This window comes from Paraglaciecola sp. MB-3u-78, assembly GCF_002835935.1.
Lineage (GTDB): Bacteria > Pseudomonadota > Gammaproteobacteria > Enterobacterales > Alteromonadaceae > Paraglaciecola.
The window spans coordinates 178,416-199,954 of the sequence record NZ_PJCF01000008.1; the positions used below are offsets into that span (position 1 = coordinate 178,416).

Consider the following 21,539-nt stretch of genomic DNA (forward strand, 5'->3'; position numbering starts at 1 on the left):
AGGAGTTTACATATGTCTGATATACAAAAAATTCTAGTCCCCGATGTAGGTGGCGAAGAAGTTGAAATCATTGAAATTTGTTTCGCCGTTGGCGACACACTTGAAGCTGAAGATGGAGTGATTACCGTTGAAACCGATAAAGCATCAATGGACATCCCTGCCCCTTTTGCAGGTGAATTGACCAGTTTGTCGGTCAAAGTGGGTGACAAAATCAAAGAAGGTGATGTGATTGGTGAAATTAAAACATCAGGATCAACCGCTGCTGATGAAGAAGCGCCAGCAGAACCCGAAGAAAAAGAATCCGCCCCTGAAGTTGCTGTAAAAGATGAGCCTAGCAAAGTAGAACCTGCTCCGGAAGCTGAGCCTGAAACAACGGGAGGCATTGAGCTAATTGACGTGGCTGTGCCGGATATTGGCGAAGACGGCGAAGTGGATGTGATTGATGTATTGGTGTCTGTTGGTGATGTGATTGAACAAGAAGACGGTTTGATCACCTTAGAAACAGACAAAGCCACTATGGATGTGCCCTCTACTCACGCTGGAACAGTCAAAGAAGTCTTTATTTCCTCTGGTGATAAAGTCAAGCAAGGCACTCTTGTAATTAAACTTGAGACTACTGGTGGTAAAGCCGCTGACAAATCAGCTGAAGCGGCACCAGCCGCTGCCGAAAAGCCTGAAGCAAAGCCTGAAAAAGAGTCTCCTGCAGTTGCAGAAAAACCGGCGCCGGTTCCAGAAGCGCCTACTCCTACTTCTGGTGGCAAAGCACACGCTTCACCTTCAGTACGCAGAGTAGCCAGAGAATTTGGTGTCGACTTAAGCCTAGTTGCAGGTACCGGCCCTAAAAAACGTGTTCTGAAAGAAGACGTACAAGCCTATGTGAAAGCAGAATTAGCGAAACCTCGCTCAGCCAGCGGCAACGCAACTGGCGGCAACGCGGTTGGCGCAGACAATGTTTTACAAATTGCTACCGTTAAACCTGTTGATCACGCCAAATTTGGTGAGGTTGAAATCTTACCTTTAAGCCGAATTCAGAAAATATCTGGCCCCTTCTTACACCGTAATTGGGTCACTATTCCCCATATTACTCAGTTCGACGAGGCAGATATCACTGAAGTTGAGACTTTCCGTAAAGAGCAAAACGCTTACCACGCCAAGGTTAAGTCTGGATTAAAAATCACACCTCTCGTTTTTGTGATGAAAGCAGTAGCCAAAGCATTGGAAAAATACCCAGCCTTTAACTCTTCTTTATCTGAGGATGGCGAAAGTTTAATACTTAAGAAATTTATTAATATCGGTATCGCGGTAGAAACACCAGGCGGTTTAGTGGTTCCCGTTATTAAAGATGTCAACAAAAAAGGCATCGAACAGCTTTCTAAAGAGTTGATCGAAATTTCTGGTAAAGCCCGAGAAGGCAAGTTAAAAGCAAACGATATGCAAGGTGGTACATTTACCATATCAAGTTTAGGTGGGATTGGCGGAACAGCGTTTACGCCTATTGTTAATGCGCCTGAAGTTGCTATATTGGGCGTCTCTAAATCAGAAATGAAACCTAAGTGGAATGGGTCAGAGTTTAAACCACGCCTGATGGTGCCATTAAGTCTGTCTTACGACCACCGGGTTATCGACGGTGCAGTAGGCGCGCGCTTCTCAACTGAAGTGGCTGCAAATTTAACTGATTTACGTAGAATTATACTTTAGTGAACATGACTTTACTGAAGAACCGGTGACAGGTTACTGTTACCTGTTTTTTTAAAGCCAAAAAGCAGAATTTATTCACGACATGTTAACTGCATTGTTAGCAAAACATGTCGTTCAAAAAAGAATTTGAGGAACATATGAGCGAAATCAAGACACAATTAGTTGTATTAGGTGCAGGCCCAGGAGGCTACGCAGCCGCTTTTCGTGCTGCTGATTTAGGTGTGGAAACGGTTATAGTTGATGCTCGTGATACTTTAGGCGGCGTGTGTTTAAACGTAGGTTGCATACCTTCAAAAGCATTACTTCACGTGGCCAAAGTGATAGACGATGCCAAAGACATGGCGGGTCACGGTGTCACTTTTGGTGAGCCCACTATCGATTTAGACAAAATACGCGGCTGGAAAGACAGCGTAGTTACCCAGTTAACCAAAGGGTTATCTGGTATGGCTAAAATGCGTAAAGTCAAACACGTACAAGGTTATGGTAAATTTACCAGCAGCAATACACTTGAAGTGGAAGGCAAAGACGGAAAAACGACTATAACCTTTGATAATGCTGTTATTGCAGCAGGCTCTGAGCCAGTTAGTTTGCCGTTTATTCCAAAAGATGATCCTCGCGTAATCGATTCCACTGGCGCACTTGAGCTGGCTGATATTCCAGAAAAAATGTTAGTCCTAGGCGGCGGTATAATCGGCCTAGAAATGGGCACAGTTTACCGTGCATTAGGTTCAAAAATTGATGTGGTTGAGTTCCTTGATCAGCTAGTACCGGCGGCTGACAAAGATGTAGTCAAAGCCTATCAAAAATACGTTAAAGATAAATTTAACGTTATGTTAGAAACCAAAGTCACAGGCGTGGAAGCGAAGAAAGATGGTTTGTATGTATCTTTCGAAGGCAAACAAGCACCAGCAGAGCCAGTTAAATACGATAAAGTATTAGTCGCAGTTGGCCGTCGTCCAAATGGCAGCATGGTAGATGCAGAAAAAGCCGGTGTAAAAGTAGATGAACGTGGATTTATCAATGTTGATAAACAACTGCGTACTAACGTGTCTAACATTTTTGCTCTAGGTGACGTAATAGGTCAACCCATGCTTGCTCACAAAGCTGCCCATGAAGGTCATGTCGCTGCGGAAGTGATCTCAGGCTTGAAACACTACTTCGACCCTAAAGGTATTCCTTCTGTTGCTTATACCGATCCAGAAATGGCATGGGTAGGCGTCACTGAAAAAGAAGCCAAAGAACAAGGCCTCAAGTACGAAGCAGCGACTTTCCCTTGGGCTGCATCAGGCCGTGCGATTGCATCAGCACGTACTGAAGGTTTGACTAAGTTAATCTTCGACAAAGAGACACACCGTATCATTGGTGGCGCTATTGTCGGCATTAACGCCGGTGAAATGTTAGGTGAAATTGGCCTAGCCATCGAAATGGGCGCCGATGCAGAAGATATCGCATTAACTATCCATGCTCACCCTACCCTTAACGAATCAATCGGCCTAGCCGCTGAAATGTACGAAGGTAGCATTACTGACTTGCCAAACGCTAAGGCAAAGAAAAAGTAAATACTAGTAACTATTCATTCTAAAAAAATAAATCCGATGAAAGAAATTTCATCGGATTTATTTATGGGTGGAAAATAAGCTAATACCAATCGATCTTAATTTATTCCCTCTACGCAACGCTCTGTGTTCTGAGACGAGTTGCAGATTCGCTGATAAGACAAAACCTATATTTAAATTAGTTCGTCTAAACATGCCTATTCCTCTGTGTAGCGAAGCGCTCCTTTTTCTCTGTGGTGTATATAGCTTTTAATGCTGAAGAGCCAAAGAACAAGATATTTAAACCACCGAGGTCACCGGGTGCCGCGCATCGGGTGCTGCGCACAGAGAGCCCAGAGAAAAGCAAAGCCTATTGATTGCGAGTTACCGAGACATGCATGTTTATTCACTGTAACAAATCCTCACACTTAACTCTTTTCACCTTTTGCAGTTACCTCTAGCAATCAGTAAACTCACGCCCCTCCATAAAACAAAACGAGAGCTAATAACATAGCTCCATGAAGGTAGACAGATGAAAAAAATTAGTATGTTAGCGTTCAGTATCAGCTTGGCGCTAGGTTTAAGTGCGTGTACTCCCGCAAGTCAATCTGACACAATTTCCGCTCCAGCAGTGATCACTGATACGGCTATGACTTCGGGTATCGATTTAACAGCCGTTGATAAAAACGTCCGTGCCCAAGATGATTTTTTTAGGCATGTAAACGGTACATGGTTAATTCAAACCGAGATCCCAGCAGATAAGTCTCGTTATGGGTTGTTCAACGTTTTATATGATGACACCCAAGAAAACTTAAAAACGCTTATCCAAGAGGCAGCGAATACTCAAGCTAAAAAAGGCTCAAACACCCAAAAATTGGGTGACATGTATAACAGCTACATGAATGTCGAGATGGCCAATGAAAAGGGCATGACTCCAATTCAACCTCTTTTAGATAAAATCAGCCGCGTAGAAAATATGCAGCAACTTTCTAAAGTATTTGGTGAATTGTATGTATTCGGAGTAGGCGGTGCGTTTAACTTCTATACCTCCCCTGATGCTAAAGATCCTGAAATGACGACTATGTATCTTTATCAAAGCGGTTTAACGCTTCCGGATCGAGATTATTACAGCAAAGAAGAAGAAAAATTTGTTAATTTCCGCGCTGCCACTGAAAAATATATGGCCAAGATTTTAACGAAAGTGGGACATGAGTCCGGTACTGAAGCAGCCAGTAAAATAATGGCTTTAGAAAAAGATATCGCTGGCAAACATTTATCACGGGTTGAAAGCCGAGATGCTCAGAAAAATTATAATAAACAGTCTGCAATACAGGTGAAGGAATTACTTGGCAGCTTTGATTGGCAAACCTATGCAGCAGCCAGTGGCGTAGATCAAGTGAATGATATGATAGTGCGCAACATGCCCTATTTCGAGGAAATGGCCGGGATATTCGCCGCTCATGACCTACAAACATGGAAAGACTATCTAACCTTTAACTTAGTCGACACTTACGCTTCTCGTCTCAATCAAGATATGGTGGACTTACATTTTGATTTCCACTCCACCACCTTAAACGGAATACCAGAACAAACTCCACGATGGAAACGTGCGGTAGCTGCCACCAGCAGTATATTAGGTGAAGTATTAGGCCAGCAATATGTAGAGCGTCACTTTACCCCAGAAGCTAAAACCAAAATGGATGTTTTAGTACAAAATCTGACTAAAGCCTACGGTGCTAGTATCAATCAATTGGAATGGATGACCGCTGCAACCAAAACAGCAGCCTTAGAAAAACTGGCTGCATTCACCCCTAAAATTGGTTACCCAGATAAATGGCGTGATTATTCTGACTTAGAAATCAAAGCCGATGATCTAGTTGGGAATTACCTTCGTTACTCTACTTTTGATCACTTCGAAGACACTAACAAGATAGGCAAACCTGTCGACAAAGCTGATTGGGGCATGACGCCGCAAACCATCAATGCCTATTATTCTCCCGTTAGAAACGAGGTCGTGTTCCCAGCAGGAATTTTGCAAGCGCCCTTCTTTGATATGAATGCCGACGATGCAGTGAATTACGGTGCCATTGGTGCCGTAATTGGCCACGAAATTGGTCATGGCTTTGACGACCAAGGTTCAAAATATGATGGCCAAGGCAACTTGCGTAGTTGGTGGACAGATGCAGATCGTGCAGCGTTTGATGTATTAGGCAAAAAATTAGTTGCCCAGTTCAACAAATTTGAACCGATTAAAGGCCAGAACGTCAACGGAGAATTGACCTTAGGCGAAAATATTGGTGATTTAGCTGGCGTTACTATTGGTTATAAGGCTTATCAAATGTCATTAAATGGCAAAGATGCTCCCCTGATTGATGGACTAACAGGTGATCAACGTTTCTTTATGGGATATGCCCAAGTATGGCGCAGTAAATCCCGAGAAGACGCATTAAGAGCACAATTGATTAGTGACCCACATTCACCAGGGGAGTTCCGCGTTAACGGTATAGTTGGCAACGTAGATGTTTTCTATCAAGCATTTGATGTTAAAGAAGGCGATGGGATGTATCTTAAACCCGAAGACAGAGTGAATATCTGGTAGTATGATATTGATATTTAAGGCTGCTAATTTGCGGCCTTTTTATTGTCTGTAATAGCAGTCAGTATAAAAAGTGACTGCTCAGATTTCGTGCAACATGTTATTATTAAGATCACACGATATATGTAGCTTTTGAGGCAATCATTGAAGCAGATTGAAATCTTTGAAATAACCAGCCCATGTATTGGCGTCTGTCAATCTGGGGCAAAAGGTTTCTGCGTAGGCTGTTATCGCTCCAGAGAAGAAAGAGTGCATTGGATAAACTTGGAACAAGATGTACAGAGTAAAATTATCAAAGCCTGTGCCGCACGTAAAAAACGGGCAAAAGCTGCACAAAATAAAAAGAAAAGTCCAACCGGCACGTCACCACAACTTGGTTTTGTTGACGACTCATTCAACCAAAAAGATCAATAAACTCACGCTTAACGAGAAATAAATGCCCAAACTTAACACAGCACTCATCACCGGTTCTTCAGAAGGCATTGGCCGCAGCTTTGCAGAGATATATGCAAAGAATGGACATGACTTAGTGTTAGTTGCGCGTAATGCCGCTAAGTTAATGGAGTTTGCCTCCGAACTAAAAGCAAAATACCCAGTTAATGTGCATGTCTTCGCCGCCGATTTGATCCCCATCGATGCAGCACAAAAATTATTTGAAGCGATTGCATTAAAAGAAATTAAAATTGACATATTAGTGAACAATGCAGGCATGATGCAAGTCGAAAAGTTAAGCCTTAGTGACTCACAGCAGCTCAATAATTTGTTGCAATTAAATATCCAGAGCTTGGTCAATATGACCCAACAATTTGTTAACCCCATGCTCGCCCGTGGCCAAGGAAAAATTGTCAATATAGGCTCTATTGCTAGTTTTATGCCCACACCTAATTTTGCAGCATACGGTGCCAGTAAAGCGTTTGTCTTATCTTTTTCAGAAGGTATCGCCGAAGAACTGCGAGGCACTGGAGTAAGCGTCACTTGTGTATGTCCCGGCATGACAGAAACCAAAATGCTCAGTCACGCTGATGGTTTTGAAAAATTTATTCCTAAGTTTTTAAAAGCCGACCCTATGGAACTTGCTGCACAAGCATATAAGGCAAGTATGAAAGGTGAGGTGGTATTTTTGGACAAGATAGCCAACAAATTATTAGTACAAATGGCCACACACTATCCTCGGTGGATGGTGCGCAGCGTTAACGGATTGTTTGCACGTTTTAAATAAAGTCAGCTAGCCTTAATGTGATCCAATATCTGTTGGGTTATATCAGCATATAGTTGACTGGGTATGGTGTGCCCCATGCCTGGGTAGGTTTTTATTTTGGCATTGGGTATAGCTTTAGCTGTGGCATACCCACAAGCAACAAGTACTAAAGGATCGTCCTCACCATGTAGGATTAAGCTGGGTACGGTTAAAGTATTTAGGGCTTCAGTTCTATCCGGTGAGTCCAAAATAGCCGCTAGTTGCCGGGTGTTGCCCGCAGGATTAAAACCTCGCTGTAATGCCCGCGTTATTAAACCAAGCACTTTTGGTTGATCAAATGGATAATAATTCCCCTGTATCATTCGCCACACATGCATGCCATAGGTAACTGCTTTATCAACATCTTTAGGAGGAGGTTTAAGCATTTTAAAGCTAAAGGCCGCAGACGGCTTGGGTAACTTCCTATTACCGGTAGTAGACATGATAGAAGTCAGACTTTTAACTCTGTGTGGGTGATGGATTGCAATTTCTTGAGCAATCATTCCGCCCATAGATGCACCCACTATATGTGCACTTTCAAGCTGTAATGCATCTAATAAGCCCACCGTATCTTGCATCATATCAGACAATAAATAAGTGGCACCAAGTGGGCGTTTAAACACCGCATTTGTCAGTAAAGCAAGACTAGTGGGTGGAGGTATTGAGTCCAACCAAGTACTTTTGCCATTATCCCGGTTATCAAACCTGATGACCCAATAACCCTGTGAGGCGAGTAATTTACAAAATTGTTCGTCCCAATAAATCATTTGGGTGGCTAACCCCATGATCAATACAATGGCTGGATGACTTTTGTCTCCAAAACTATCGTAATTAATATGGAGGTTGTTAGCTGCAACCAACTGCTCGGGGTGGTGAGTGATAGAATTCAAAGGTGTCAAAACTCCTAGCAAATTAAACGTACTTTAGCTTGCCTGAAAACTGAGTTTTTTCAAGTTCAGCGTTTTTATATGGCTGCCAACTAGCTTCTGATTGCGACAATCTATTCGCGACAATCCAAACAGCCTGTGGGTTGTGACCTAAACCAGAATGACTGCCTCGTACCTGAATATTTTCTGCTTGATGATGTGCTTCAATTCGGTGATTGATACAAGCTTGCCAATGAACAACACCATCAGTTTTAGAATATAATGCCGAATTTGGAACCGGTGGTGGGGTAAACATTTTTCTCACCACATCTGGATTAGATTGAGAAACATTACCATTAATAAGTTCAAACAATCTTTCGACTGCGGGAGAAGACCCATGAGAACCATTGAATGGACTACCCAATGTAATGACTTGGCGTACGCAATCTGGAATGATACGAGCAAGTTCTCTAGCCAAAATGCCACCCAAACTCCAGCCTATTAGGCTCACCTTCGCGTTGTGGATCACCGATAACTCAATCACTCGATTAATTAATTGATCACTTAATACTTGTTCACCCCCGACTATATGGGTGCCTAGATTGCGGCCAAGTTCCCAGCCATAGGTGGCATAACCTTTACCTTTTAAAAAAGAGCGTATGGGTTTAGTGGAAAAATCACTGGCTAAAAAACCGGGAAGTACCATCACTGGGTGACCGTCACCAGAGGGAGCCCTCTTTAAAAAGGGTAACGCCGCACCGAACGCACTGAGTTCAATTAATGCTCTGCCTTCGCTGAACATATGCAATAAAGAGGGCCTCGGAATATTAGGTAATACATGTTTCATAACAAATCCTATAATATTGTGTAATTATTCACTTTTCATAAGCGCATCAATGGCTGCTTTGCCAGCTAGTTTTTCCTGAACTGCCAGTTCTAACTCATTCGCACTTTCGCGAATGTAACGTGTAAACATATCTAAATCTGGCATTAAGTTTGCTGAGCTTGTTGGGCTAATAGAAATGGTGCCGTTATAACTGCAAATAGGCATGATCAAACCCATACCATCAAAAATAGGGGCGGTCCCCATATTAACGATGAGCTTATGACCGGCAAGATAAATGGGTATTTGTGGCCCAGGTACATTGGTAATAACCACATTGAATAAAGGATTATGATGTTTGGCTATGGCCGCACGGGAGTAAAACCTCGCAGCCACACCTGCTAACCCAAACGGAATTAACTCAGCGTATCCCATTAAACTTTTTGCATCGATGGCATCTTGGTAAAGCTTACCTACCATAGTATTAATTTGAATTTTCTCAAATCGCTTAATAGGGTCTGCAACATCGGTAGCCAACTGCACATACATGGCAGATACTTGATTCCCCATCGCATTTTTTTGTTCTGCGGTTCTCGTGGATACTGGCACCATGGCGACAAGTGGTTTATCGGGTAATTCACCTTTATTTAATAAGTAACGCCTCAGTGCTCCCGCACATATCGCTAATATCACGTCATTTAAGGTTGCCCCGTCTACCACTTTTCTGAGGGCCTTCACTCGGTGGATATCTAAAATAGTAGAATTCCACACACGTTCCATTTCAACGGTGTCATTAAACCTTGTTTTAGGTGCATTGAACGGCATAGTCGGCATTGATATACCTTGGGCTCGGGTCATGTAACCCGCCTTTAGCGTAGCTTTACCGGTATCCCACAGCAGACCTGGAAGCTTAGTAGGCCGTGTAATAAAGTGATAGGCGCTTTTTGCCATCAATCCAACCGGCCCTGGGATCTCCTTGCGCTCCTTAGGTATGGCTGGTTTTGGTGACCTAGGTGTAGGTGATGCGTCAAATAACATAGACATCAAATCGGCTCCAGACTTACCATCAAATCCTGAATGATGTACTTTGCTTATCAAAGCCACAGACCCTTTAGGCACTTGAGGGATAGAGTCTAAACCTTCAACGAATATAAATTCCCATAGAGGGCGATCTCGGTTTAGCTGTTGGGAAAACAATCTGGATGCCAAATAACGTAGCTCTTTCCAACCCCCTGGACGGGGTAAGGCAGTACGGTGCATGTGCATATTGATATCAAAATCAGGATCTTCAACCCAATAGGGTCTATCTAGGCTAAGAGGCACCGTGACCAATTTTTGGGTAAGTTTTTCTACGGTATGCACACGTTCACTGACATATTGTCGAAAATCATCAAACTTAAGTGACCCTTCGATGACAGCCACAGCACCTATGTGCATAGGCATTTTGGGTGTTTCAAGATATAAAAAAGAAGCGTCTAGTCCAGAAAGCTCTTCCATAGGTATGCCATTTACATTGTAAACTAGTTATTAAAACACCCTATATTTTTATCAATAAAAATCAACCTCTTTTATCCATACCCCTGTATACAAATCTAAATAAAAAGAAACTCACTTTTAAAATCATGAATGTTTATACTAGGTAATCTTTGACTTAAAAAAATAAACTATGCCATCAATTCATCCTATAGATATCGCTAGAGTCGCCAGTCAGTCATTTGCCTTACCGGACATTTGTTTGCGTATTCGTTCAATGTTAGATGACGGTCAATCAAATTTAGAAGATATTAGTCGGTTCATTGAATTGGATCCCTCTTTATCCTCTAAATTGCTTAAGTTAGCAAATAGTCCATTGTTTCGTTTTGAGTCACAGATTGATTCTTTAGCAAAAGCCATCAACATTATTGGCGGCGAAGCCTTATATAACCTGATTATGGCAGAAACAGCCAGCTCTGCATTTGAACACTTCAGCAGCGACGTAATTGATTTAAAAAGGTTTTGGTTACAAAGCATCTATGGGGCTTTAGTGGCAAAAAATTTGGCAAAGATGGTCAAAATAAGAGGCAGTGAACGCTTTTTTCTACTGGGTTTATTACACAATTTAGGCGAGTTGTTAGTTGCGGTTCAGGCCCCAGATTTAGCCATTAAGTGCAGCAAGTATGACGAAAAAACATCGCCTTGGAAGTTGCAACGTCAGGTCTTAGGTTTTGATTACGCAGATTGTAGCGCAAAACTTATGGAGTTTTGGCATTTACCTAGTCAATTATATATTCCGATGATGGATGTGCATAACGAAAATAAAGCACTGGAAAACAAAGATGTCGCCATTATTTACACTGCGGTTCGTGCTGGTGTAGCAATGACACATGATAATTTATATTCAGCCAGCCAACTGATCACGCCTTTAGTGTTAAAATATTTGAATCTTGATCAAGAAGATTTAAAAGATGCCATTAAATTTGCATCCATGGAAGCTGATGGCGTATTGGCTGTAATGAACCCTTCACTGAGCAAATATAAATAAACCTTCAGATACAAGTATTTGTTGCACATTTTACATTTTACCTGTCCACATGCGTCATGATTTTATATATAATCTCACGTAAATTTTATTAAATTATCAATATTTACACCATGATTTACACCATGAAGTGGATTTCACTCCTTTTAGTCATGCTCACAGCAGACGATGGTTTTGCTAAGCAAAACATCATGCACTCTCTTTATCTAGCAGATAGAACCGCTTTCGATGATGATGAATTGTCGGTAATTGGTGAGTTTGGTTTTTTGATGGCAAGTGGAAATACGAATACTTCGACTATCACCGCTAAAATAAATACCAGCCAAGAGTTAACAGCTTGGAGTTATCAAATTATTAGTAATGCTCTATACAAACAAAACCAACAACAAGCTGATGGTGAAAAAAATAATGAAACATCAGCACAAAAACTATTCTTATCGGGTCAATTGGATCACAAACTGTCTGAGCCTGATGACCGACTTTTTATTTATGGCGAATATGAAAATAATCGCTTTAGTGGTTTTCGTTTTCAAGCGGCATTAGCAGCAGGATGGACTTCAAGGCTCTGGCACGATGACCAAAGCGAGTTTAAATATAGTGTTGGTCCAGGTTACGCTGTTTCTGAACTTGAAGAATACAACACCGAAGAAAACAACGTTGATGGAAACAACGTTGAAGAAAACACCAATAATATTATTGTCAGGGCTGCGATGGAGTATAAAAGAAAGGTTTCTGACACCGCTACGTTTAGGCAATTTGTTAGCACTGAAGCTGACCAAGAATTTACCAAAACCAAATCTGAAACCTCGTTGTCTACAAAGTTGACCGGGGCTTTGGCTATGAAGTTAAGTTTTGTCATGAACCTCGATACTAGCGTTGGGCCTGATATTGAAGAGTTGGACACTGAAGCGGCGGTTACCTTGGTTTATCAGTTTTTTTAAAAGGTGATTAAGCTTTGGCAGCGCCATACAAAAGCACATCTACTAATTTATATTTACACACTAAAGGATATACAAATGAATAAACCTCTCATTTTACTTGGGTTATGTGCCGCTGGAAATGTATTTGCTGCAGACGAAGTAAAATCCTTCTCTATGGATGGCGAATTTGGTTATATTGCAACAACAGGTAACACTGAAACAACGTCTATTAAAGGCAAGTTGTCTGCCCATCAAGAACTGACCCAGTGGAGCAATGACTTCACCCTAGAAGCGTTGTACAAAAAAGATCAAATCAATAATGTAGAACAAACAACTGCGCAAAAGTACTTTTTATCCGGCCAAGGTAACTACAAATTAGAAAACCCTGACCATCGTTTATTTGGTTTTGCCTCATATGAAGACGACAAATTTAGCAGCTTTAACTACCAAGCAACCCTAGCAGTTGGTTGGTCACAAAAAATGTGGGAAGACGATGCCAGTAAATTTAGTTACAGCATTGGTCCTGGTTACTCATTTGCTGAAACGAGTGAAGGTGAAGATCAAGATGGAGTGATTGTTAGGGCCGCTTTGGACTACCAATGGAAAATTTCTGACACCGCACAGTTCAAGCAATTGCTCAGTACTGAAGTCGGCAGTGACAATACTAAGTCTAAATCGGAAACATCGGTATCTGCCCAAATCAGCGGCGGTTTATCCCTCAAGGTATCGCTTATCCTTGATCATAACTCTGATGTAGCTGACGATATCGACAACCTAGATACCCAAACTGCAGTGACGCTGGTTTATAGTTTTTTCTAAGCACATAACAACTCAGATATTTTCTATCTGGCCAGTCATTGCGCCAGATAGAAATGGTACCAATCACCATAAACAATGGAAATCAGCACTAGCGTGATCCCATAGGCGAAACAATATTATGAGTGATTGAACAGAAACACCGTATCTAAACGATTACAACTTCTACGAGATTGGGCTATTGCGACTGCGACCTAGGCTATATAGTTTCAATTCTAATCCAACAGTACGAAGCTCCTCTCCTCCCCTACCCAACTATTCACAGCTGATTGGGTATAGGTAACAGGCGATAGCCAACCTGTATCGACATTTTCTAATGACAGTTTTGGATAGAAAAACCCGACCCTGGCTCGCCACCTCAATTTATGACTATTTAATGGTTTGTAACCGATCTGAGCTTGGGATATGCAATGTGTCATAAACACGCCATTTTTAGATTTCTCAGCCTTCCTGTTGGCTTAACTAAAATAATTCGTTAAGTAGTAAAAAACTACCTAACTTTAAGGGAGATCGCAATACAAACTCTAATCCAATTTATTTAAAATTGTTTTTACTTCAGCAATTTGTTCTGCACTGCCTTTTTGCAAAATTTCATCTAATAATTCTTTTGCTGAATCGTCTTCACCGATCTCAATGTAAGCATGGGCCAAGTCTAACTTAGCGCCTAAACCGTCGTCGGCGTCAACATCTATCATTTCGAGATTGTCTTGTTCATTGACGAAAGGCTCTAAGGGGATATCTAAATCTAATGCTTTATCCATTTCATCATCAGAGTCAGCACCAAAGCTTTCATTTAGTAATGCCTCAACGTCCAAAAAGTCTTCTGTATCTTGTTCATTAACATCGTTATCTTCACTTTCAGGCGTTTCATCCAATAAAGCGGCGATGTCAAACCCGGTATCATCATCGTCCAATGATGTGTCATCGTCCAAATCAATAGATTCGAGCATTTCATCAAAGCTTGAGCCTTCAAGCTCTTCTATGATCCCATCCTCAGCAGCATTAGTCTGCTTTTGGTTAGGTTTGACGTCATCCTCGTCTAACCAATCCCCCAACCCTGGTAAATCATCTAATTCATCACTACTCTTTTGTGATGACTCAAACGATAACCCATCGATAGTTTCATCAAATGCATTATCAAGTTCACTATCGTCAAAATCTTCACTAGATTCATTATCATCTAGAGTTGGTGGCGAAGAAAATGGCTTACTTGGTTCATCTTTAGTGACAAAATCATCAGCCGAGAACGCGAGATCATCAAGTGAACTAATAGAGGCAGGTTCGTTCGATGTAAGGTCTTCTAGCACCTCATCCAACTCTTCGTTCTCAAAATCTTCTAAGGCTTTTTCTAGCTGATCTTCATCTAATGTCGTGTCACTGTTGGCTGGTATATCGAAGTCTGTATCTAACTCTGTATCGAACTCATCTTCTTCATCAATACTGTCGTCAGTTAACGCTTCGAGTTCAGCTTTTGGCTCAGATAAGGCTTCAGCTTCAACCGCAGGCTCTGGCTCAACTGACTCTTCAGCTTCAACCGCAGGCTCTGGCTCAACTGACTCTTCAGCTTCAACGGCTGACTCTGGCTCAACTGACCCTTCAGCTTCAACGGCTGACTCTGGCTCAGCTAACCCTTCAGCTTCAACAACTGGCTCTGGCTCAACTGACTCTTCAGCTTCAACTAATGACTCTGGCTCAACTGACTCTTCAACTTCAACTACTGGCTCTGGCTCAACTGACTCTTCAGCTTCAACTACTGGCTCTGGCTCTGGCTCTGGCTCAACTAACTCTTCAGCTTCAACCGTTGACTCTGGCTCAACTGACTCTTCAACTTCAACTAACGCCTCTGGCTCAACTGACTCTTCAGCTTCAACGGCTGACTCTGGCTCAACTGACCCTTCAGCTTCAACGGCTGACTCTGGCTCAGCTAAACCTTCAGCTTCAACAGCTGGCTCTGGCTCAACTAACTCTTCAGCTTCAACTAATGACTCTGGCTCAACTGACTCTTCAGCTTCAACTACTGGCTCTGGCTCAACTAACTCTTCAGCTTCAACTAATGACTCTGGCTCAACTGACTCTTCAGCTTCAACCGTTGACTCTGGCTCAGCTAACACCTCAGTTTCAACCTCCGGCTCTGGCTCAACTGACGGTTTTTCTTCAACTGGTAGTTGTGCTTCATTTAGAACTTCAGATATATCAACTTCGATTTCATCCTCTGTAACTTCTATATCTTTTATATCTTCTTCATCAAATTCATCGGCCAATACATCTTCATCAAGCTCTTCGGCTAAGTCTTCAAGCTTCTGAATACCAAGCTGCGGCTCCTCTACTCCGAGTAATTCTTCATCGTCTTCATCATCATCGTCAGGCAACATGGAACGCATTTGTTCAACTTGTTCCAGCTCGTCAATGAGAGTGCCGGTAACAGTATCTAGCTCTTCATTTTGAGAAATAATTTCTTTATCGAGGCTCTGTAAAACTTCCTCATTGATATCTTCTGAGTCATCTATTAAAGAATTTTCGCTGATGTCATCTTGTGACTCATTAAGTAATTCATCAATACTGATCTCAGGCGGCTCTTCATCATCTAACACAGATTCAGAAGCAGTTTCATCATCAACTGCAACAGGTAGTGACTCATCCTCCACATATTCCATGTCATCAACTTCAGCATCGACTTGTGGTTCATCTTCCTCGATCGACATGTTTTCAAGATCAGAGTTATCTTCGTTGTCTTGTACTTCAGCTAATAAATCGTCGTCTTCATCAAATAAACTATCTAAGTCATCTTGCTCAACAACCTCAGCACCGACTTCAAATTCTTCTTCAAGTAAATCATCTATACTGTCTCCCAAGGCATCATCTAACGATTCTTCAAGCTCTTCAGATAACACATCATCGGGTAGGTCGTCATCCCGAAACAAGTTATCATCGTCTAATTCATCATCGGTATCTGCGGACAGCTCAGCACTTAGTGCGTCTGACAAATCATCCATTTCGGCGGCGAGAGGATCCAAAGAAAATTCATCCACATCATCATCTTCTGGTGTAACAACCGCAGGGGTTTTATGCTTAATCATCCAAAAAGCAAAAGCAGTAAGGACTAATAAAACCGGTAATGTGAACAACAATATCAGCATAATCGGATTATCTAACCAAGACGCGTTTTTTTCCGCCATTTGCGCATCTTTTAGCGCATCATCTTGACGAGATTTCACTAACAGCTCTTCAATACTTTCGCCAATTTGATTCATTTGCAGAGTCTTTTGTTGTTCCTCACTGCGCATTTCATCAATGTCGGCATTAACTTTATTGAGTCTTTCAGATAACTTTTTATTCTCATCCAGAATGCTTTGCACACTGTTTATAGATTCGGAAAATTGTTTCCGAATGGCCATAAACTGGCGATTTTGTGCCTCGTCAATCGCTCCTAATTTTTGCTCTATCAATTCCCTGGTTTGATCCAAAGCCACCGCATTTGAGGCTTGTTGTCTTGGTTGATTTGATGGGTTCGAGTTTACGCTCTGTATGTCTTGCATAGCTTTTTGTTGGGCTTGGCTGTTATTAATACCAGAGATGTAGGCTTCCGATGGCATTCTTAATATCGAACCATCTTTCAACAAATTAATATTTTGTTGCTCAAAAGCGTCAGGATTAAGCTCGTATATTGCTTGCATTACCTGATAAATAGACTGGGAGCGATTAGGACGATAATTCTGAGAAATTTGCCATAACGTATCCGAAGAAACTATAGGTCCATAACCGTCAGACTGAGTACCGCTCTGGGCTTGAGGTTGTGATTCAGATGACCTAGGCGCTGAATTTTTAGGACCTCTTAAATTACCCTGTTGAGAATTGGCAGCAGGAATAGCAGTAACAAAACTCAGCACAATTAAAAGCTGTATTGCTATTTTTCGCAAATTCATATGATTCCTTCTCGCCCCAAAATATAGCCCCTCGTTATGATTGACGTCACGACACACCGCAACACTCAACTTGCACAATATCTTTATGTGTTTCTTTTGAAAATAGTTACAAGTGTTTATCTATATAAATTAACTAGTTATGCGATTTCACATAGTGTCATTTTATTGGATTTTAACACATTTATTCATAATAATTCACATTAATAAGCAAGTCGTATTCCAAGTTTGAAAAAGTCGCGTAAAATACGCCCATAACTATAAACCAGTTGCTCTGTTTGATCTAGAATGACGAGCTGATTTGGAAAGAGACTAATTTAAAATGTTATCGGCAATTGGAAAGAATTGATGAGGGTCGGTTGCGGCTGCATATCTCTGAGATATTTGCAGCCGCAACCGACCTTAATGTATATTTACATGTAATCTCGGATAAGCACTTCAGCAATCTGCACACTGTTGGTTGCCGCACCTTTGCGTACGTTGTCTGAAACAACCCATAGATTAATCCCATTAGGATGGGTGATATCGTTTCTGATACGACCAACATGCACATCATCATTACCGCTAGCACTGCTGACTTGGGTAGGAAACGCGTCTCTTTCCCTATGCAACACTATGCCCGGCGCATTGGCTAACAATTCTTTTACTTCTTCAGCGTCTATTGGCGAGCGTGTTTCGAGATGAATGGCTTCACCGTGACCGTAAAATACGGGTACACGTACAGCAGTGGCATTCACTAAAATAGTATCATCACCCATGATTTTTTTAGTTTCCCAAACCATCTTCATTTCTTCTTTGGTGTAATCGTTATCCATAAAGACATCGATTTGTGGGATAACGTTGAAAGCAATTTGGCGACTAAAGGCTTCAGTTTTCACTTCTTTGCCACTTAGCAGCGCCGCAGTTTGATGAGCTAACTCGTCGATTGCCGCCTTACCACCACCAGACACAGACTGATAGGTGCATACATTAATACGCTCAATGCCAACAGCATCATGAATAGGCTTTAAAGCCACCATCATTTGGATAGTAGAACAATTAGGATTAGCGATAATATTACGATTACGGAAATCAGCTAATGCTTGAGGATTCACTTCTGGCACCACCAATGGAATATCGGCTTCGTAGCGAAATTGAGACGTATTGTCGATGACGACACATCCCGCTTCAGCTGCAATAGGTGCGAATTTTTCTGAGACACTGCCACCAGCAGAAAAGAAGCCTAGTTGTACCTGACTCCAATCAAATTCATCAGCATCTAAAACGGTAATCTCTTTTCCCTTAAAGGTCACCTTTCCACCAGCAGAACGAGCACTGGCTAATGGATAAAGTTTGTTGATCGGAAAATCTCTTTGTTCAAGAATTTCGATCATGTGTTGTCCTACTAATCCAGTAGCGCCCAACACGGCGACATCAAAGGCCCGAGACATGGTTTTTTACTCCTAAAAATTTAAATTATGGGTTGCATTGAATTATATGCCCCACCTATTTGGCGGGCAAAAATCCAACGCCGTAGATTGCCTTCGAATCAGCAAAATTTCCAGTGTTTAGCGCAATTGCTGAAAATTCTCTTCTTATAGGATAGTGTTTTCGGATATATCTAAACTGATCGGCGCTGTGCATATTGGCCCTGAAATATTGATCATCTGTCTCAATGTTATACACATCTAACACTAACTGGTGCAATACTTGCCAAAAATCTTGTTTTTCACTTATTTGTATTTGGCTAGGTTGTGCCTTGGGTAAATAATCAGAGAGTTTTTTGTCAGCTTGAATGCCTAAATGTTTACACAAAGCCAAATACAGCATTTCTGTTCCTCTGGCTTTGCCTTCAATGGTGTGACCTGCAATATGCGCAGTAGCCAAAGCCGTGTGGGGGATTAAATCAAGATTGATACTAGGTTCGTTCTCCCAAACATCGAGCACTAAATTCAGTGACTTACCTTGCTCAAAAAGTGCCAGGGCGGCTTGATTATTGGTCACCTCTCCTCGACATGCATTGATCAAAAGCTGATTGTCTTTAAGTGCTGTCAGTCTCGCTTTATCAAATAAGTCTTGTGTAGGATAGGGTCCGTCTTTAACCCAAGGTACATGCAAGGAAATTACGTCACACTGCATGATATCGTGCATTGACACAAATTCTCGCCCGTCCCCCCCATCAGCCAGAGGCGGATCACATAACTTATGGTTAATACCCAAAACGGTCAAAACTCTTGCCAAAGCAGTGCCCACATGCCCTGCGCCAATAATACCCACTGTTTTGTCAGCCAATTGCCAGTTAAGCCTTTTACTCATGACCAACATGGCACTTAACACATACTCAGCCACAGCAACCGCATTACAGCCACCTGCCGAAATAAAAGGGATATTTTGACTCGCCAGATATTGTTGATCTACATGGTCAGTGCCAGCCGTAGCCGTGGCCACAAATTGAAGCTGCTTATTTTTAGCTAATAACTGTTGATTCACCTTAGTGGTAGAGCGCACCAACAATACATCTGCATCGGCTAACCTATCAGCGTTAATTGTTTTGTGAGAAAACACTTCACACTCGCCAAGTTCAGAAAAAAACTCTGCCCCGTAAGGCATACTGTCTTCGTAATAAATTTTCATGATGGTTACTTAGGATAAGTATCTGGAAGTGGCGGCATTATGCCACCATGTGGATAATTTAAAACATGGTTCTGTTGTGTTAAATACTTTATTAAGGCGGAGAACACACCTTTTTAAAGGTAAAATCTTGTGCTGATTCACCTTTCTCATTCAGTATCGCCAACCTATCTTTCGCTTCTTGAACATAAAATTCCTTAGAGCATCTACCGACTCCCAAACCGACATATTAACAAGTTCATTGAGATTATCTGAAAAAACGATATCGGTTATAGGGTTAAGTGTTGATAAATCAACCTTTAATTTCAGTCAAAAAAGTCTGATACAAAGACAACACCTTCTCTGGAGCCTCTAGCTGTGGATAATGCCCAACATCTAGGGCAGTCGTTCTAGGATGGGGAATAATGTCGATATAATAGTCAAGCATGTGTTGCCCCGAAATAGGGTCGTGCACACCATTGATAAAATATAAAGGCACCAATGTGCTGATCATGCTTTCTACCCAACGTTTTCCATGTTGCTTGCGTTCATCAAGGTAACTTAATAACTTAGGCAAAACCCTCTTGCCATTATTATGTTCAAGCAACTGCCACAAGGTATCTATTTCATGGGTATTTGGCTGACTGTTAGCAGCGAATATTTTATTAAACCCTCGGCTCAAACTTGCCTTATTCATAAAGTGACTGGCTAAACCGCCGAACCGACTCTTCAATAACTTCTGGGTAAACAGAGGTCTGTGATGAGAAGCAAATAAGCCACCATTTAAAAAGCAAATAGACTGAATCTTAGCCGCGTTATCGATAGCCTCCTGTCGACTTAATAGTTCTTGAGCGACCGAATCACCATAGTCGTGTGCCAGAATATGGTATTGCTTGACACCTAGCTTACTCAGCAATGCCTGCACAATGTCGGCTTGCTCCAGCAAACTATATTGATGTTCTGTGGGTTTATCAGATAAACCAAAACCCAATAAATCTAGACTGAGTAAACGATATTGCCCGGCTAAATGTTTCCACTGAAAATGCCAATCCCAAGCGGCACTTGGAAAGCCATGAATAAACAAGATAACGTCTTTGTTTGGATCTTGATGAAAGTTAAGTGATTGCCAATGAGCTATACGATGGTCGCATAACTCACTGAAATCTGCATGCTTTTGATAATTGTCAAAGGTTAATTGATTCAAATGTTATTTGTCATATCCAGGATTAGTGCGGTCTAATTTACGCAATATTCCTGGCCATGCCAAGCTTCCTCCTGCAGAACGTGTGACTTGTTTTGCTTGAGCTTGAATGCCGGCTAAAATATTGGCAGGTATCAGGATCAGTTCTTGGCCACTGGCCTGAGCTTTCAGTTGAATTTGGCAAGAGCATTCTAGTAAATACATTCCCAAAAATGCATCGGCAATCGTTCCAGCACAAGTTAACAATCCATGATTACGCAAAATCATAAACCTGGTTTCGCCTAAATCTGCCACAAGGCGGGTTTTCTCATCAGGATTAAGCGCCACACCTTCATAGTCGTGATAAGACAATGACGAAAGTGCAAACAGGGATTGTTGACTTAGAGGCAACAAACCTTGTTTGCTTGCAGACACAGCAATACCGGCTGCAGTGTGCAAGTGCATCACACATTGAGCATCCTCACGTGCTTCATGCACCGCACTATGAATGGTAAACCCTGCTGGATTAATCTCGTAATCCGAGTCCATCACTTTTTTACCTTGCAGGTCCACTTTGACCAAATTCGAAGCCGTGACTTCTTCAAACATCAAACCATAAGGGTTAATTAAAAAGTGATGTTCAGGCCCAGGTACGCGAGCAGATATATGAGTGAACACTAAATCATCCCAGCCAAACATAGCCACGGCGCGATAACACGCGGCTAAATCGACTCTTACTTGCCATTCTTGTTCACTGACTTGTTGTTTTACTGAAGTTAGCATTTGATCCGCTCTTAGTTGAATAATCATCAGCTTAAGATAAGCTACTAAGCACGATTGA

The 21,539-nt window shown here is 41.8% G+C and carries 17 protein-coding genes and 1 pseudogene; 8 read left to right on the forward strand and 10 right to left on the reverse strand.

Translation table 11 applies throughout. The features are described from left to right. The first annotated feature begins 12 nt into the window (after positions 1–12). The 5 genes from aceF to CXF95_RS20670 all read left to right on the forward strand — a co-directional run bounded on the left by aceF (position 13) and on the right by CXF95_RS20670 (position 7,048). Positions 13–1,698, forward strand: coding sequence for a dihydrolipoyllysine-residue acetyltransferase (aceF, locus tag CXF95_RS20650; protein ID WP_101200460.1), 1,686 nt, complete (start codon positions 13–15; stop codon positions 1,696–1,698). Between the two features lie 137 nt (positions 1,699–1,835). Continuing rightward, positions 1,836–3,257 (forward strand): dihydrolipoyl dehydrogenase, encoded by a 1,422-nt coding sequence (lpdA, locus tag CXF95_RS20655; protein ID WP_101200502.1) that lies wholly within the window; start codon positions 1,836–1,838, stop codon positions 3,255–3,257. A 508-nt stretch (positions 3,258–3,765) separates the two neighbouring features. After that, positions 3,766–5,832: a M13 family metallopeptidase gene (locus tag CXF95_RS20660; protein WP_101200461.1), complete on the forward strand. Its 2,067-nt coding sequence runs from the start codon at positions 3,766–3,768 to the stop codon at positions 5,830–5,832. A gap of 141 nt (positions 5,833–5,973) precedes the next feature. Then, a complete protein-coding gene (locus tag CXF95_RS20665) occupies positions 5,974–6,243 on the forward strand; it encodes a DUF1289 domain-containing protein (protein WP_101200462.1) in 270 nt (89 codons plus the stop codon). A gap of 22 nt (positions 6,244–6,265) precedes the next feature. After that, a complete protein-coding gene (locus tag CXF95_RS20670; RefSeq protein WP_101200463.1) occupies positions 6,266–7,048 on the forward strand; it encodes an SDR family oxidoreductase in 783 nt (260 codons plus the stop codon). A 2-nt stretch (positions 7,049–7,050) separates the two neighbouring features. Here CXF95_RS20670 and CXF95_RS20675 read toward each other — a convergent pair whose 3' ends face one another. Genes CXF95_RS20675 through CXF95_RS20685 form a run of 3 tightly spaced genes read right to left on the reverse strand, consistent with a single transcriptional unit; the run spans position 7,051 to position 10,252 of the window. Further along, entirely contained in the window at positions 7,051–7,956 is a 906-nt protein-coding gene (locus CXF95_RS20675) for an alpha/beta fold hydrolase (protein ID WP_101200464.1), read from the reverse strand. A 22-nt stretch (positions 7,957–7,978) separates the two neighbouring features. Then, on the reverse strand, positions 7,979–8,779 hold the full coding sequence (locus CXF95_RS20680; RefSeq protein WP_101200465.1) for a triacylglycerol lipase: 801 nt from the start codon (positions 8,777–8,779) through the stop codon (positions 7,979–7,981). 24 nt (positions 8,780–8,803) lie between these two features. Next, positions 8,804–10,252 carry a wax ester/triacylglycerol synthase family O-acyltransferase gene (locus CXF95_RS20685; RefSeq protein ID WP_101200466.1) on the reverse strand — a complete coding sequence of 483 codons (1,449 nt, stop codon included), beginning with the start codon at positions 10,250–10,252 and terminating at the stop codon, positions 8,804–8,806. 169 nt (positions 10,253–10,421) lie between these two features. Between CXF95_RS20685 and CXF95_RS20690 the strand changes: the two genes are divergently transcribed. The 3 genes from CXF95_RS20690 (at position 10,422) to CXF95_RS20700 (ending at position 13,012) form a co-directional block, all read left to right on the forward strand. Beyond that, complete coding sequence (locus CXF95_RS20690; RefSeq protein ID WP_101200467.1) at positions 10,422–11,276, forward strand: HDOD domain-containing protein; 855 nt, start codon at positions 10,422–10,424, stop codon at positions 11,274–11,276. A 122-nt stretch (positions 11,277–11,398) separates the two neighbouring features. Beyond that, positions 11,399–12,214, forward strand: a complete 816-nt coding sequence (locus CXF95_RS20695; protein WP_101200468.1) for a YdiY family protein — start codon at positions 11,399–11,401, stop codon at positions 12,212–12,214. A 75-nt stretch (positions 12,215–12,289) separates the two neighbouring features. Next, positions 12,290–13,012, forward strand: a complete 723-nt coding sequence (locus tag CXF95_RS20700; RefSeq protein WP_101200469.1) for a YdiY family protein — start codon at positions 12,290–12,292, stop codon at positions 13,010–13,012. A 165-nt stretch (positions 13,013–13,177) separates the two neighbouring features. Here CXF95_RS20700 and CXF95_RS30825 read toward each other — a convergent pair. The 7 genes and pseudogenes from CXF95_RS30825 to CXF95_RS20735 form a co-directional block, all read right to left on the reverse strand. After that, positions 13,178–13,416, reverse strand: a pseudogene (locus CXF95_RS30825) (hypothetical protein); the annotation flags it as partial. 117 nt (positions 13,417–13,533) lie between these two features. Further along, positions 13,534–16,932 carry a FimV/HubP family polar landmark protein gene (locus CXF95_RS20710; RefSeq protein WP_101200470.1) on the reverse strand — a complete coding sequence of 1,133 codons (3,399 nt, stop codon included), beginning with the start codon at positions 16,930–16,932 and terminating at the stop codon, positions 13,534–13,536. 410 nt (positions 16,933–17,342) lie between these two features. Continuing rightward, positions 17,343–18,359 carry an aspartate-semialdehyde dehydrogenase gene (locus CXF95_RS20715; protein ID WP_101200471.1) on the reverse strand — a complete coding sequence of 339 codons (1,017 nt, stop codon included), beginning with the start codon at positions 18,357–18,359 and terminating at the stop codon, positions 17,343–17,345. Between the two features lie 55 nt (positions 18,360–18,414). Then, positions 18,415–19,542, reverse strand: a complete 1,128-nt coding sequence (locus tag CXF95_RS20720; RefSeq protein ID WP_101200472.1) for a 4-phosphoerythronate dehydrogenase — start codon at positions 19,540–19,542, stop codon at positions 18,415–18,417. 150 nt (positions 19,543–19,692) lie between these two features. Further along, positions 19,693–19,767, reverse strand: coding sequence for a hypothetical protein (locus CXF95_RS31570; protein WP_369809335.1), 75 nt, complete (start codon positions 19,765–19,767; stop codon positions 19,693–19,695). 64 nt (positions 19,768–19,831) lie between these two features. Continuing rightward, positions 19,832–20,722, reverse strand: coding sequence for an alpha/beta fold hydrolase (locus CXF95_RS20730; protein WP_101200473.1), 891 nt, complete (start codon positions 20,720–20,722; stop codon positions 19,832–19,834). A 3-nt stretch (positions 20,723–20,725) separates the two neighbouring features. Beyond that, positions 20,726–21,481 carry a class II aldolase/adducin family protein gene (locus tag CXF95_RS20735; RefSeq protein WP_101200504.1) on the reverse strand — a complete coding sequence of 252 codons (756 nt, stop codon included), beginning with the start codon at positions 21,479–21,481 and terminating at the stop codon, positions 20,726–20,728. Between the last annotated feature and the right edge of the window lie 58 nt (positions 21,482–21,539).